Raw genomic sequence first — 14,585 nt, 5'->3', positions numbered from 1 at the left:
GGACTGTATAAATTCAAGGTAGATAAGGGAGATAAGCAACATAAGGATTTTAAGGAATTTAAGCCTTTTATAATCCACACTAAGAATAAAAATATTTATTTTAAAAGACCGTATCTTCCCCCCACGAAAAATTAAAAGATTCAACAATGAGTACATAAGTGAGGGAAAGAGCAAGTTCGGCAGGAATCAATCAGCCTATTAACAGCTTGCTTGTCCTCAATAAAAAACTTGTGTAAATTGGAGAATCAAAAATGTCTGTATTACATCGCATTAAATCCGGTACATCTGTTTTATTAACACTGGGAACAGTTGCCGGAACCGCAGCGCCGATGCTAGCTCCCGCGCCTTCTTTTGCTCAGACAGCTTTTTCGGATGTTAATAATAACTACTGGGCAAAAGATTTTATTCAAGATTTGTCAGAAAGAGGAATTATCAAAGGATTTCCCGATGGCAGTTTTCGGCCGGATGCACCGGTAACGCGGGCTGAATTCGCGGCAATGATCCGTTCTGTGAAAAAAGCAAAAACCCGCGCTGCCGTGGGGTTTGCCGATGTTCCGTCTAATTTTTGGGCAAGCGGGGCGATCGCAGAAGCTTACGAAATGGGATGGATGTCTGGCTATCCCGGCAATGTTTTCAGACCGGCACAGCAGATTCCTCGCGTTCAAGTTGTAGTCGCTTTAAATAACGGCATGGGCTATGAGCCTACGTGCGATTTTCAAGATGTTCTCAGCTACTATAATGATGCTGGTGAGATTCAAAGTTATGCTGTCAAAAGCGTTGCTGCTGCTACTGAAAAACAGTTAGTTGTCAGCTATCCCAATCCTAAATCTCTCAAACCGAACAAATCAGCAACGCGAGCTGAAGTAGCTGCTTTTATCTATCAAACATTAGTGAGTACCAATCAAGCAAGAGCAATTAATTCTCCTTACATTGCCAAGATTGATGTTAGCGAGTCTGTTGCTGTGAAAATTCCCAGCGGGGCGACTATTCCAGTCGAGTACGCAAAAGGTAAGATTTTGCTCGGCCCCAATGACAAGTCTCCGATTACGCTGACTGTTGCTTCGGATATCGCGGGTAATAATAACCAAGTGGTGATACCCGAAGGCTCGAAAATTAGCGGGGAATTGCGATCGACTGCTTCGGGCGTTCAGTTTGTGGCTCAAGAATTAAGTATCATCAACGGCAGCAGAGTGCCTCTCAAGGCCACTTCGCAACTGATTACTAGGAAAGAAACTGTTACCAAGGGCGTTAATGTTGGTAATCTGGTTAAGAATACGGCCTTGGGTGCAGCAGCAGCGGCGGCGATCGCAGGTGTTACGGGCGATCGGGCGATCGCGACTGAAGAGGTGCTGGGGGGTGCGGGAATCGGGACTTTGATCGGGGTATTTTTGGGGAGAGATAAAGTCGATTTGTATGCTGTTAATCCCGACACCGATTTAGATTTGCAGTTGGATTCCGAGTTGGTAGTTGGTACTACCACCACAGGCATTTGTAGCGCTCGATAGAGCCGATACTTGAAGCCCCTCGCCTTGCAGGAGAGGGGCTTTAATTTGTCTATTTTACCTCGCTACAGGTGCATCTAATCAAACAATTATTCAGAATTTTTTAAACTTGTGAATTTCTACCGACATCCCAAACTTTCTCGGGTAGAAACTCCCGTCACGGGATTGACACCATCTGCTTTCTCGCACAGGATATTCACTTGATAAGCGTCGATAATCGCGTCAGTAAAATCAGCACCGGAAATTGCAGCATCATAAAACCGAGTTCGAGTCATAATTGCCTCGGAAAAATTAGCATTCGTCAAATTAGCGCCGTCGAATGTAACTCTATCTACCAAAGCACCGGAGAGGTTGGCACCTGACAAGTTGGCCTTCAGCAAAACTCCCTTAGTCAAAATCGCATTAGTTAAATCAGCACCTTGAAAATTTGTTCCCCGCATTTGGGCCGCGACAAATGTTCCCCCCGCTAAATCCGAGTTGGAAAAATCGCGATCGGACAAATTAATATTTGTGTAATTAATATTTGTTTTAGGCAGGGCAAATGCCGGAGTAGCACTCAGCAGCACCCACCCACAAGCCAACACTAAACTTAAAATCAGGCTCAGGAAAATTCGGAAGACACTTTTCATGATGATGGGAATGGGGAATTGGGCATAGTTGACTGTTGACTGTTAACTGTTAACTGCTGACTAATGACTAATGACTAATTAAAATCGCTTTACCCAATCTTCGCCAACGCGAAGTGTCAAGTCAGAATTAATTTCACCGGTAGAAGATGCTTCAATTTTACCGCCACCTAACTCTTTTTGCAGTAGATTCGCTGCCTCTAAATCGCCTTGCTGAACAATAATTTGACTTTGACGCTCCTTCTGGGGCGAATCCTGCACTACAGATACATTAAAAAAGCCCTTTTTTCTGAGAAATTCAGCAACGGTTTTTGCGGTTGCTGGTTTATTAGAAGCGTTTTGGACAGCTATTTTGAGGTTTTTGGGCAAAACAGACTCGGTTGGATTGCGAAATCGTCCTTGTGCAAAATCCGGCACGCTCTGGTTGAAATATTGTGTCATAATGCGATCGACCTTGAGCGCATCTAAAATCCAATAACTCCTCAAATCCCCTTGTTTTGAGCTAGAACTTCCAGGCAATATTACCATTTTAAAAGTATCTCGCTCTAATTGCAAACCGAAATTTGCCAGCGTCAATATTTCCTCATAATTGAGGTTTGTATCCACATATTTTTGCATCAATCGAACAATTTGTGGCAAGCGTACCAATACTGATGGACTTGTAAGGCGGTTCCGAATAACTTGAATTAAAGATTGCTGCCGCTGAATGCGACCGATATCTCCTAAACCGTCGTTGCGAAATCGAGCAAATTGTTCTGCTTGTTCTCCGTTGAGAGTTTGCCATCCCTGGGCTAAGTTTATTTTTAACTTTTGGGCAGTATCTGTATAGGACATCGCGCGAGGTACAAACACCTCAACTCCGCCCAACAAATCGACTAATTCCCGAAACGCACTGCTGCTGACTCGCACGTATCGTTCAATTCTCGTATTGTTCAGCATACTGCTAACCAATCGCGTCGCCAAAGCTGCTCCTCCCGTCGCATTGGCTTCGCTAATTTTGCTGAATCTAATTCCGGGAACATCGACTTTAGTATCTCGCGGAACAGACAGCAAACTAATAGATTTCTCTCTAGGATCGAGGTGCAATAAGAGTATTGTATCGCTGCGACCCTCAAAAATCTTAGGGCTATTGGCTGCAGCTTCCGGCACGCGGTCAATTCCCAATATCAAGATATTAACTGGGCGCGATAAGCGGTATCCAGAGTTGGATGATGTATAGTTAAAGCCCGTAGCCTCTAAGACTCTACTGATAATTGGCGGTTCCACGGGAGCTAACAGGGCGGTAATTGCCCCGATTGCTGCGGAGATGGCGGCTGTGAAAACTAGGAAAAATAGCCCCACTATATACAGGAAGAATTTAGGCTTTTTTCGAGATTCTCGATCGACTGGTTTAACAAAGTTTCTTTTAAAGATTGACAAGTTTTTCATTGACTTGCTGTTGATTATTGCATTTTTTCAGCTTTGCAGTAAAACTTGGGCGGTGCTTCTCGAAAATATTTGAGCAAAGCCGGACACAGCCAGCCTTCGAGATTTTTCGATTCCCACCGATACCAGTTACCGCCGTATTCTGCTTTCAACCACAGCATTTCTGCTTGATATCCGGGAAATGGATTGGCTGAAAATAAGAGTCGGAAACCTCGAGCGGCATTGGGAATGTCTGCGACAAGCGCGTTAATCATTTCCGGGACGCCCTGAACAAATGGTTCTCGGACAAGTCCGACTCGCTCGTCGTCAAAAACCCAGGTGTAGTGTTCGCGATAGGGATAAATTACCATCATGGCATTGGACATGGTATTTTCCTCTTTTCATTTCATTTCTTTTATCTGCGAAAATGTAAGTATTGATACATTATATTCTGTTGCGCGGAAGTTGTGCACTATCGGATTTTACCACCCTATTTTAACTTAGGAAATTTCGCTGGTTATTTACCAATTTTTTTCGTCTGTTGCAGGCGAACTCTAGATTTATCGGGATTGATAGCTGTTTTTTTTACTTGTTATTTCTAGATAAGTAATAACAACTTTTTTGAAAGTTAAAGATAATTTATTGCATAGTTTTTGTCTGGTTGTGCCTATTTTTATAACCAATATTACCTTGGTAGGAATGACGAATAGTCTTTATTCACCCAAACTATTAGAACCGAAACCCAAACTACAAACCTATAACTGTTTGTAGTTTGGTGTTATGTTTTTTTTGAAGATCCCGTTCAAATTCTAGTCAGCTCAACCAGCGCCTTAGCCAAATATTGATACTGCGGCAAAGTATTGTATAACTGAGCCGAAATCCTCACCAACTGCTTACTAGCATCCGGCCAAGGAATCACCGGAACTTCTATTTTAAAAATCTCCCACAGCGCCTCTTGCAAAGGTGGAATTCCTCCCTTTGCAACCGCATCAGACTGGGAGTCTGCCAGTGGCACAACTGCCATCGAACCCACCATTTCATCGGGACAAGGCAGTGGCAAACTTAATTTGTCCGCCAATATTTTTCTCCCCGCCAACGCCAAAGCATGATTTTTTGCCCTCAATTCCGGCCAGCCACCGCTCAACAAAGAACCCATAAAATCAATAGCTACAGGCACGCACAAATAGGGGCTAGGATCGACTGTTCCCATCCAGTCAAATTCTAGTTGAAAGCGCGATTTATCAGCGCGGGGCGAGTTAGCACCGTGACTGATCGTAGTTGGGCGAATAGCATCTTGCTTGTCGCGCCGCACGTATAAAAAGCCCGCACCTTTCGGCGCGCAGAGCCATTTGTGGCAATTTCCCGTATAGTAAGCCGCGCCAATTTCATCTAAATTAAGTGCTACCATTCCCGGCGCGTGAGCTCCGTCTACTAATACATCAACGCCACGGTTAGCTAACTCGCCAACTAACTGTTTGATGGGAAATATTAAACCTGTTTGGCTCACAACGTGGTCTAATAAGGCTAACTTTGTTTGCGGTGAAACGCGCTTAATTATTGCTTCAATAATTTGTTCGGGTGACTCAATTGGAAATGGGACTTCTGCTACTATTACTTTAGCGCCTGTACGCTCGGCTACAAAATTAAGTGTGTTGCGGCAAGCGTTGTATTCCTGATTTGTAGTTAGCAATTCGTCGCCCGGAGAAAAAAAGAGCGATCGCAAAACTGCATTTACTCCCGTCGTCGCATTCGGGACAAAAGCCAAGTCATCCTCACTCGCACCGATAAATGCGGCTAACTGATTTCTCGCATTATCCAACAAAGGCTCAAATTCCCGCATTAAAAAGCGCAAAGGTTCTCTTTCCAGTTGTTCCCGAAAAGCGGTTTGCGCTTCCAGTACGGGAATCGGACAAGCCCCAAAAGAGCCGTGATTGAGAAAAGTTATATGGCGATCGAGCAACCAATATTCGTTAATCATTAGTAATTAGTCAGTAGTCAGTAGTCATTAGTCATTAGTCAGCAGTCATTAGTCATTAGTCAGTTAACTGTCAACTGTCAACCGTTACTCATTTTACCTTTTAATTGCTCAAACTCTTCTAATGTATTGCAATTCGATAACATTACTGCTTCTCGTTCCCCGAAAGGTAGAGGGATTGCGGGGATTTGATTTAACCACACTTGAAAGGAACGTCCACCTTTGTCAATAAAACTTTGCAAACTGGGCAGAGCTTTTTGGCGGTAGAAGCCGCATAAAGGCTCCCAGCGCGAATTTTGATAAGGCACAACTGCTAAAGTTGATGGGGGAAACTCGGTTAACTGACTCGCCCACTTCTGAATAATCTGGGCATCCAACAAAGGCAAATCGCAAGCTAACAGTAAAATCCACTCGGCGGCAATTTCTGTCAATCCCTGAGTCAATGCAACCAAGGGCCCGGAGCCCGGATTGTACTCTACCAGAAATTGGGATGTTTCGGTTAAGGTCGATCGATAGCGATCGGGCCAAGCAGTCAGAACATAAACTTCTGGCCCTACAACTGTTGCAACTTCCAACGCCCGCTGCAATAAGGATTTGCCCTCAATTTCCAGTAGAGCTTTATCCCTACCCATCCGCGAACTTTGACCGCCGGCAAGCACAATTACAGCAATTTGATGATTAGTCATTGGGAAGAGGGAAGAGGGAAGAAGGAAGAGCGAAGAGGGAAGAAGGAAGAAAAATTTATCAATATTTGGCGTGCATTGCTCACAAAGCCTGCTCAATGTAGCGTACCCACTGCACACACAACCTGATTAATCATTCTCAACTCAAAACACTAACGGCTTTGCTAACTTCCTCAAGTTTTTGCACGACTTGACCGCTGCTCAATAAAGTTTCTGCCTCAATTAAACCCGAACTCATATCCAAACAAACTCCGCTGCGCCACAGATAAAAGCCGCCGTTCCAGATAGCGGACTGCATCAATTCCGATTGTTTACCCAGCAACACTTCCTGCATTTGTTTTAATAACTCAGAGGCTGATTCAAAGGCAGGATTTGTGCTGCTAAAACCGTAATCTCCGTGAGCTAAAAGCACTCGCTCGAACTCCGCATCCGGCTTAGCAATGCCGATAATTGCAGTGCGATCGCGCGGCAAATCGCAGCTTCCCTCCAATCCTTTGACTGTGGTATAATTTTTGATTCCCCGCAACTCAAAGGCTTTTTGAAACATACCTTCTGTCGGCGGGTGGACGTAGCCGGAGATGACGTTAACGTCGCCAACATAGGGACACCACATCAACTCCATTGTCGAAAAAGGCGGCCGTTTGCCGATTTCGCGGCGGTAGGGAACTAAAGCGGCGGCTTGAGGAAAATGCTTGGGAATGTAAACAAAACCTAAACCCGTACTGTCAAAAACTTGCTGAACTTTTTCTAAACGGAGTTTGCTCCAGTCAACTCCCAAACCGCGCCAAATTTCAATCAAGGGAATGCCTTCCTTGGTTGGCATTGTATCGCCCCCGTGCATGAGGGTTGGGACGCCAGAGGCGGCTAAAATTAGGGCTGTTAAAGGGCTAATTGGAGCCGTGCGCGATCGCCCGTCGTAAGCAACGCCAAACACGGCGACGGTAGAGACGGAAAAACCTTTTTCTCGGTTTGGGGGGGCAAGCACAGGCCCCAATTTTTCATAAGCATCGAGCATTCCGGCTAATTCTTCGCCGGTGGGCCGTTTAATGCGGTGGGCAATCATAAAAGCTCCGATTTGAGTCGGTGTTGCTTCTCCCAGCAGCATCATCCGCGTGGCTGCTGCTGCTTCGGAGCGAGTTAAGTTTTCTCCTGTGTGTACTCCGCTGCCAATTTTTCGCAGCAATTCTCTAAATGCGTCACTCATAACTTTTGAAGTTGGTAATTGGTAGTGGGTAATTGGTAGTATTTAAACCGTTTTAAATTTAAATTTCAGAACTATCTATTCAAAATAATCGAATTATACCATTTCCCAAAAAGAAGGCAATTGTTGGAAATATCCAAACCCTTATTTCATCAGTCATTCCCAATCTAAAATCTAAAATCTAAAATCTAAAATGGTATTAACTGCCTGATTTTTCTAGCTTGATGACATCAAAAGGCGGCACAAATTCGCGTACCAGATTCCAGAAATGGGCGATCGGCGGAATTTGCATTCGATCGTGTGTTGTCACCAACACCACTTCGCGAGTCCAAGCCGGATCGGCTACCGATTGACCGATCGCCGAAACCTTGGAATTTGAGCGCTCATGGGCGATCGACCGAACTGCTAAAGTGCGATCGGTTTTCGCCTCCACCAAAGCTGAATGCGGCAGCAAAGCAATCAATTCTCCCTGTCGCACCACACCCCGAAAAGCATCAAGAGTGTTGAGTTCCAAAACAGCATGAAGTTTAGCACCGATGCGTCCAAATTGTTCTTGCACCATCCGCTGCATTCCGTACCCATCCTTAAACACCACTTGCGGGTAACAAATCAATTCCGGCCAAGGTACTCGATCGTACTTGGCCAGGGGATGACCCGCCGCCATCAACACCTCGATCGGCTCATTGTAGAGCACCTCAACCAACATTTCCGGGGCTTGAGTAAAATAGCGGTTGTTCATCACCACCGCTATGTCCACCAAACCGTCTTTGAGGACTTTCAGAGCTCGATCGCTCCCCAGGGAAGTCACCCGCAACTGCACCTCTGGATAGTCGCGGCAAAACTTTTGCAGCACAGGCGGCAAATAAGCAGCGCAAACCGAGTGAATCGCAGCCACGCAAAGTTCCGGCTGCTTTCCCGCCAGTAACTCTCCCAATTCTTCTGCTGCATTTCGCCAAGTCTGACAGATTTTGCGAGCGTGAGGCAGCAGGCGTTCCCCTCCCACAGTCAGCTTCGCGTGGGCCGTGCGGTGAAACAGCGACAAACCCACTTCTGCTTCTAGTCCCTGCACTTGGCGGCTAATAGTCGATTGGGTAACGCCGCACTTCCGGGCAGCTTGCTGAAAGCTACCGGTTTCAGCAACTGAAAGAAATGCTTGAAGCTGCTCTAAGCGCATGGATGTTTAATTCGAGATGGTTTCAGAAATTTTACGGGAAGATAATCTGTGACATTAACCGATTTAGTAGAAGAATTTAGTAGACTTTGATACAGGTACAGATTAGTTTTGATTCCGGGGCTAGACGCGGGGATGCTTGGCTCTACGAATCAATTTCCTCGGGTAGGATTTATAAGTCCCCAAGTAGAGGTCGATTCTTCAATATAGAAGGGATTTCTGAATCTGCAAAATCATCAAAAAATGGATATAATAAAGATAAATTCATCGAATTTTGCAGGCTTGTAGCTCAAAGTTTTGAAGGAAATCCCCAGTCATGATCGCTTCATAAAATGCGCTAAATTGCTTGGTTTCTCCCTATGCTTTGGACTTTAAAACTTGCCTTGAATTTCTTACCTCCTCGGGCATTATAATACCTGACTGTCCCTAAATCTCTCAATAAATGTACGAATATAGCAGGTCGGTTAAAACCTGCCGTGAACTTTGATCCCCGGACTAAAGCCACTGTTGTTTTCTGTTTTTTTTTGTATAAACTAGGAATTAGCGGGTCAGCAACACAAGTGCAAGTAGGATCGATCGCACAGGAAAGCCGAAATACTGCAATTTCTTAAGATTATGTCATTTAACCACAATTTTATTCCGCAAGGTGGATGTTGCCAGTGGCAACCCCAGTTGATGGGACTGCACGCGGTCAGCGATTTATTAATTGCCTTGGCTTATTATTCAATTCCAGCAATTCTGACATACTTTGCCCGGAAGCAGCGGGACGTGCCTTTGAGCAAGGGGTTACTCCTATTGGGAGCCTGGTTTTTCTGCGGCGGGACAACTCACTTGATGCAAGTTTGGATGCTGGTGCATCCCAGCTACTGGCTGTCAAGTTCGATCGCGGCCGTTACCGCTATCATCTCTCTGTGGGCTGTAGCGTTCCTGATACCGTGGGTTCCTCAAGTGTTGGCTTTGGCTGGGGCGGCCTCTTTAGCAGGAAATACGGCGCTGGGAACTGAAAAGGTCGATCGACGGCAAGCCGACTCTGCCATTAAAAATTCCCTCGCATTCCCCACAACCGAACTCCAGCAAATTAACGAGCAATTGCTCGCAGAAATAACGCAGCGCGAGCGAGTCGAGGAACTCCTGCTTGACACTGTAGACAAGCTGCAAGAAAGCCAAGAACGCTTCCGCGTTTTTCAGGAATTATCTCTAGACGGATTTAACGTGTTTCGCAGCATTCGCGACGAATCCACAATTGTGGATTTTGAATGGGAATACGTCAATCCCGCAGCCGCAAAAATTCAACACAGTACACCTGAAGAATTAATCGGCAAGCGATTGCTAGAAGTGCGGCCCGGTCATAAAGATAGCGGTTTGTTCGATCGTTTCGTGCAAGTTGTAGAAACAGGAATTACCCTGGATACCGAGATTTATTACAACAGCGAAGGCATTGTCGGCTGGTTTCGGATGATGACTGTTAAATTGGGCGACGGCATTGCTATTTCTTTTAGCGATATTACTGGGCGCAAGCAAGTAGAAGCATCCCTGCGCAACGCGCTGCAAAAACTCACTTCTCATTTTGAAAATACTCCCCTAGCGGTGATTGAGTGGGATGAAAACTTTCGGATCAGCGGGTGGTCGCCGGCAGCCCAGAAGATTTTTGGGTGGGAAAAAACTGAAGTTTTAGGCAAGCATTTTAGCGAATGGAACTTTATTTCTAAAGGCGATTTTGAAGAGGTAGAATCGGCAATTTATAGTTTAAAAAAACTAGGTACTCGCTGCAATGTAGTTCGCAACAGCAATTATAATAAGCGTGGTTCGTTGGTGCACTGCGAGTGGTACAATTCGGCTTTTTACAGCGATTCGGGACAGTTGGTATCGGTGCTGTCTCTGGTTTTGGACGTGACGGAACGCTTTAAATTTCTGGAAGTGCTGCGACAGTCTGAAGAGCGGTTTCGGATTGCTGCAGAAAGTGCCAGCGATTTGATTTACGAATGGGATATCGAGACCGGCATCGTGCTGTGGTTCGGTCACGTAGACCAACATTTGCAGTACGAAAAAGGCGGATTTCCGAGGACAAGAGCAGCTTGGAACAGTATCTTGCACCCGATCGACCGCGATCGAGTTTTGGCCGCGGTCGATGGGTATTTGAGTGCGCCAGACAGTTCTGCCGCCCCATTTTTTCAGGAATACCGCGTTCAGTCCCAGGGGGGCGGCGTGCTCCACTGGATCGATCGGGGCAAAGCAGTGCTTGACAAACAAGGCAATCCCTACAAATGGATCGGCGTGATTAGCGACATCAGCGATCGCAAAGAGGCGGAAGAACAGCGGAATCTAGCTTTGGCGCGGGAAAAGGCCGCCCGCCGCGAAGCCGAAGCCAGCGAACTGCTTTACCGCGTCCTCGCTGAAGCCATCCCCCAAATCGTTTGGACTGCCAGACCCGACGGCTGGGTGGACTACTTCAACCAGCGCTGGTTTGAATATACTGGCTTGACGCTGGAGGAAACTCAAGGCTGGGGGTGGCAGCTAACCCTGCATCCAGATGACGCGGAAGATTCTGTAGAACGCTGGAATACCTCCGTACAGACGGGGATGACTTACGAGGTGGAATACCGCTTTAAACGGGCATCTGACGGGGCTTACCGCTGGCATCTGGGCCGGGCATTGCCCGTGCGGGACGCTGAGGGGAAAATTCTCAAATGGTTCGGGACTTGTACGGATATTGACGATCGCCAGCGATCGGCCCAAACAGCCTATTTTCGCGCTAGAGCTTTGGCTTTGCTGTCGTCGGCTTCCCTGGATTACGAGGAGGCGCTGCAAGGTTTGGCAGATTTAACAGTACCGGCGCTGGGGGATTGGTGCTGCGTGCATTTGGTCGAGGCCGACGGCTCGATCCGCTTGCACGCAGTTGCTCACTCAGATCCGAGCAAAGTCGCTATGCTGTGGCAAATCGACCGGCGCTTGCCGCTAGACCCCCAGGGACGGCACGGAGTAGCAAAGGTGCTGCGGACTGGGGAGTCGAAGCTCTACGCAGAAATACCGGAATGGGTGATCGAGGCGATTGTGCCGGACAGGGAACTGCTGTCCGTGCTGCGATCCCAGGCGCTGTCGGCAATCTGCGTGCCACTGATCGCTCGCGGGCGGACGCTGGGAGCGATTTCGCTGCTGTGCGGGGAGTCCGGCCGCCGCTGCGGGGAGGGGGATTTGCTGTTGCTGGAGGATTTGGCGCGGGATGCGGCGGTGGCGATCGACAATGCGCGACTTTACCGGGAAGCAGCGGAGGCTAACCGGATTAAAGACCAGTTTTTGGGAACGCTTTCTCACGAGTTGCGGACGCCTCTGAACGCGATTTTGGGCTGGGCCCAAATGCTGCGGCAGCGCCAGATGAGTGCCGAAAAAACGGCTGTAGGTTTGGAGACTATTGAGCGAAACGCGCGGTTGCAGACTCAGATGATTGAGGATTTGCTGGACGTTTCCCGGATTGTGAGCGGCAAAGTGTGTTTGAAGCTGTTCCCGGTGGATTTGGTGCGGATTGTAGAAACGGCCGTGAAGGCGCTCAGCCCTGATGCTGAAGCTCGCGGAATTGAATTGGCGAGTTTTTGCGGCGAAGGGGTGGGCTTGGTGAGGGGCGATGCTACTCGTTTGCAGCAGGTGGTGTCTAATTTGCTCTCGAATGCGATTAAGTTTACGCCGCCGTCGGGTCGCGTGGAAATAAGGCTCTCGCAGGATGGGGAACCGGGAGCAGCGGGTGGCGCTATGTTGTCTGGGCCGTCTCCGGTTCACTCTGTTTCGATCGTTGTCAGCGATACGGGAATTGGCATTAGCAAGGAGTTTTTGCCGTTTGTGTTCGATCGCTTCCGCCAAGCTGACAGCACTTCTACGCGCAATTACGGCGGGCTGGGACTGGGATTGGCGATCGTCCGCCATCTCGTGGAACTCCACGGCGGCAGTGTCTGGGCCGAAAGTCCAGGGGAAGGACTCGGCTCGACTTTCGGAGTGCGGCTGCCAATTGAGCAGAGGTAAAGTTTTGATTTTTAATAAGTTATTGAGTGCAAAATTCAATATTTAAGTTCTACGCAAGGTGCTTATGGCGCACCCAAACTTTACAGCGGTTTCCCTGTTATTTAGTACAATTAATAACAATGAGATATCACTGGGTAGTCACAGCTAATCAAAGCATATTCGCTGCATATTCGCTCGATAATAGATGCTTTTAGTCAGGATGATGAAATCGTTTATGCTTTCACGACTTTGGTAGTGACTTTAGCATTTATCTTTTTAGCATAAAGTTCAATGCTGACTATTTTTTGCCACCATAAAATGCTGTATTTGCTAACAATAACCAGTTTAGGGATTGCGATTGGTGCTTTGTGGGAAGTTGCCGAATGGACGGCTGGTATTGTTCTCTCAAACGAAGTGATTGAGAGCCTGAATGATACGATTATTAATTTGATTCTGGATAGTTTGAGAGCTGCAATAGCTGCCCTAACTAGCTTATGGACGTTGCAAGAATGGATGCGCCCCAGTGCGGCAGTTGGGAATCAAGCATCGATCGCCAATAGTCCGAGCGATCGCACTTAACTGAAAGCATTATCATAAGTTTTTCCTCAATCATCTTCCATCAGGTGGATATTTTTTTATGGCATTAGACAGATGACAAGGTTGGGCGAGTTAGATTAAATTAAAATAGAAGGCAGATCTTGAAATAATCTAGAAAAGGGCAAATAGACCTTTTACCTAAATCAAATTGTAAGATTTTCAATTCCCATTGTTGCAATTGTTGCAAGAAGTTGATGGTTCAGAACCGGGAGGATTTTAGGAAAATTAAATCAACCACAACGGCAGTTGCTGTGTTGAGTTCAACCTTTTATTTACCGGAGATTGCTCAAATCAGTTCTCAAATATCAGGCATCCTGCCTGTGCTGAACTGAGTTTTCTGGATAAGTCTCATAGCTAACCACAAGGCGATCGCTTGCGATAGGAAGACAAGCAGAACCTCTTTCTTACCTCGTTTATTTTGACGATCAATTCAGCAATAAGGTGTATATAATGAATCAACCAGAATCCTTGTCCCAACCGCTGACCCAAAGCGAATTCGTCGCAACTTTTCGCTTGTTCAGTCGATTTAGCTTCTGGATACAGTTATTCTTGGGTGCTGTTTCCGGCATTGTTTTATTATTTGCGATGTTGGGTCGCAACATGAGCGAACAAACCAATAATAATGCAGGTATTGGTTTCGGGGTATTTTTAGCGATACTTGGTCTTTTATTGCTGTGCTTTAGAATTTATTGGGATTTTCGCTACAGGCTTTTAGGCAGACTTTTGCACGCGGAAAATTCCGAGGTATATCCCAGCAAAGAACATATTACTCACACCTTACGGATAGGATTAATTTCTAGTTTGGTGGGGGTATTAATCGCGTTTGTCGCTTCTGAAGAAACAGTTGCTGTCGTCCTAGCGAAAACTCTCAGTCAACCGCAAGCGATGGCAGCTTATGCGCCAGAAAATGTGATTCGTTCCCTTGATATTTTTGTGACTATGGCAAACGTCAATCTGATTGGCGCTCACTTTTTTGGAGCTGTTACTTCTCTTGGGTTGCTCAATTGGGTAGAAGAGTAATTGGCAGCATTAGCGATCGCTAAAGGCCAACACAGCTCCTATGTCGTTAGGACTTACAAGGGCTGGCACATTTAACTAAGGTTTGTAGTGTTGCACAATCTTGGCGAAAGAGAGCGAAGACTGTGCAGCTACAAGCTAAACAAATTGGCTATTTGGATGAACATCTAATCTGGAATTGGTAGCGATCGCTCCTGCTAATGGTAATCGGCCCGCTCCACCGTTTTTAAATTTTAAAAATGTAATTATATTAATTATATTGAAAGATATTTCATCTACCTTGAAATAGATAGATTTTGAATCAGGCTAAACAAAACTTAGGCTCATATTCCGAAAAATAGGCTATAGCAATCCTATATGATTTGTGAGAATTTACCATAACTGTGAAGCTTGGGGAAATCAAATATCTGATAATGAGT

General features: G+C 46.3%; 11 protein-coding genes. 4 read left to right on the top strand and 7 right to left on the bottom strand.

Annotated elements, in window-relative coordinates; genetic code table 11:
- The first annotated feature begins 251 nt into the window (after positions 1-251).
- On the top strand, positions 252-1,505 hold the full coding sequence (locus QUA20_RS28090) for an S-layer homology domain-containing protein (protein ID WP_333193220.1): 1,254 nt from the start codon (positions 252-254) through the stop codon (positions 1,503-1,505).
- A gap of 116 nt (positions 1,506-1,621) precedes the next feature.
- Here the strand turns inward: QUA20_RS28090 and QUA20_RS28085 are convergent, their stop codons facing one another.
- The 7 genes from QUA20_RS28085 to QUA20_RS28055 form a co-directional block, all read right to left on the bottom strand.
- Entirely contained in the window at positions 1,622-2,131 is a 510-nt protein-coding gene (locus tag QUA20_RS28085) for a pentapeptide repeat-containing protein (protein WP_333193218.1), read from the bottom strand.
- A gap of 78 nt (positions 2,132-2,209) precedes the next feature.
- The gene (locus QUA20_RS28080; protein WP_333193216.1) at positions 2,210-3,556 is read right to left on the bottom strand and encodes an LCP family protein; all 1,347 of its coding nucleotides are present in this window, start codon (positions 3,554-3,556) and stop codon (positions 2,210-2,212) included.
- Between the two features lie 14 nt (positions 3,557-3,570).
- On the bottom strand, positions 3,571-3,918 hold the full coding sequence (locus QUA20_RS28075; RefSeq protein WP_333193214.1) for a DUF6717 family protein: 348 nt from the start codon (positions 3,916-3,918) through the stop codon (positions 3,571-3,573).
- Positions 3,919-4,334: 416 nt separating this feature from the next.
- Entirely contained in the window at positions 4,335-5,510 is a 1,176-nt protein-coding gene (locus QUA20_RS28070) for an aminotransferase class V-fold PLP-dependent enzyme (RefSeq protein ID WP_333193211.1), read from the bottom strand.
- A 77-nt stretch (positions 5,511-5,587) separates the two neighbouring features.
- Positions 5,588-6,193: a molybdenum cofactor guanylyltransferase gene (locus QUA20_RS28065; protein ID WP_333193209.1), complete on the bottom strand. Its 606-nt coding sequence runs from the start codon at positions 6,191-6,193 to the stop codon at positions 5,588-5,590.
- A gap of 136 nt (positions 6,194-6,329) precedes the next feature.
- The gene (locus tag QUA20_RS28060; RefSeq protein ID WP_333193206.1) at positions 6,330-7,394 is read right to left on the bottom strand and encodes an anthranilate phosphoribosyltransferase family protein; all 1,065 of its coding nucleotides are present in this window, start codon (positions 7,392-7,394) and stop codon (positions 6,330-6,332) included.
- A 196-nt stretch (positions 7,395-7,590) separates the two neighbouring features.
- A complete protein-coding gene (locus QUA20_RS28055) occupies positions 7,591-8,565 on the bottom strand; it encodes a LysR family transcriptional regulator (protein WP_333193203.1) in 975 nt (324 codons plus the stop codon).
- A 612-nt stretch (positions 8,566-9,177) separates the two neighbouring features.
- Here QUA20_RS28055 and QUA20_RS28050 point away from each other — a divergent pair.
- The 3 genes from QUA20_RS28050 (at position 9,178) to QUA20_RS28040 (ending at position 14,169) form a co-directional block, all read left to right on the top strand.
- Entirely contained in the window at positions 9,178-12,573 is a 3,396-nt protein-coding gene (locus tag QUA20_RS28050) for a PAS domain S-box protein (protein ID WP_333193202.1), read from the top strand.
- A gap of 270 nt (positions 12,574-12,843) precedes the next feature.
- Positions 12,844-13,131, top strand: coding sequence for a hypothetical protein (locus QUA20_RS28045; RefSeq protein WP_333193201.1), 288 nt, complete (start codon positions 12,844-12,846; stop codon positions 13,129-13,131).
- A gap of 468 nt (positions 13,132-13,599) precedes the next feature.
- A complete protein-coding gene (locus QUA20_RS28040; protein WP_333193200.1) occupies positions 13,600-14,169 on the top strand; it encodes a DUF3611 family protein in 570 nt (189 codons plus the stop codon).
- Positions 14,170-14,585 lie beyond the last annotated feature (416 nt).

Source organism: Microcoleus sp. Pol7_A1, assembly GCF_036701085.1.
In the GTDB taxonomy this organism is placed as follows: Bacteria; Cyanobacteriota; Cyanobacteriia; order Cyanobacteriales; family Microcoleaceae; genus Microcoleus; species Microcoleus asticus.
The sequence above is the reverse complement of the archived record's forward strand: the minus strand, read 5'-3'. Positions and strand labels throughout refer to the sequence as shown.

Coding starts and splice junctions, on each gene's coding strand:
- QUA20_RS28090 (WP_333193220.1), top strand. CDS start 252: ATGTCTGTATTACATCGCATTAAATCCGGTACATCTGTTTTATTAACA.
- QUA20_RS28085 (WP_333193218.1), bottom strand. CDS start 2,131: ATGAAAAGTGTCTTCCGAATTTTCCTGAGCCTGATTTTAAGTTTAGTG.
- QUA20_RS28080 (WP_333193216.1), bottom strand. CDS start 3,556: ATGAAAAACTTGTCAATCTTTAAAAGAAACTTTGTTAAACCAGTCGAT.
- QUA20_RS28075 (WP_333193214.1), bottom strand. CDS start 3,918: ATGTCCAATGCCATGATGGTAATTTATCCCTATCGCGAACACTACACC.
- QUA20_RS28070 (WP_333193211.1), bottom strand. CDS start 5,510: ATGATTAACGAATATTGGTTGCTCGATCGCCATATAACTTTTCTCAAT.
- QUA20_RS28065 (WP_333193209.1), bottom strand. CDS start 6,193: ATGACTAATCATCAAATTGCTGTAATTGTGCTTGCCGGCGGTCAAAGT.
- QUA20_RS28060 (WP_333193206.1), bottom strand. CDS start 7,394: ATGAGTGACGCATTTAGAGAATTGCTGCGAAAAATTGGCAGCGGAGTA.
- QUA20_RS28055 (WP_333193203.1), bottom strand. CDS start 8,565: ATGCGCTTAGAGCAGCTTCAAGCATTTCTTTCAGTTGCTGAAACCGGT.
- QUA20_RS28050 (WP_333193202.1), top strand. CDS start 9,178: ATGTCATTTAACCACAATTTTATTCCGCAAGGTGGATGTTGCCAGTGG.
- QUA20_RS28045 (WP_333193201.1), top strand. CDS start 12,844: ATGCTGACTATTTTTTGCCACCATAAAATGCTGTATTTGCTAACAATA.
- QUA20_RS28040 (WP_333193200.1), top strand. CDS start 13,600: ATGAATCAACCAGAATCCTTGTCCCAACCGCTGACCCAAAGCGAATTC.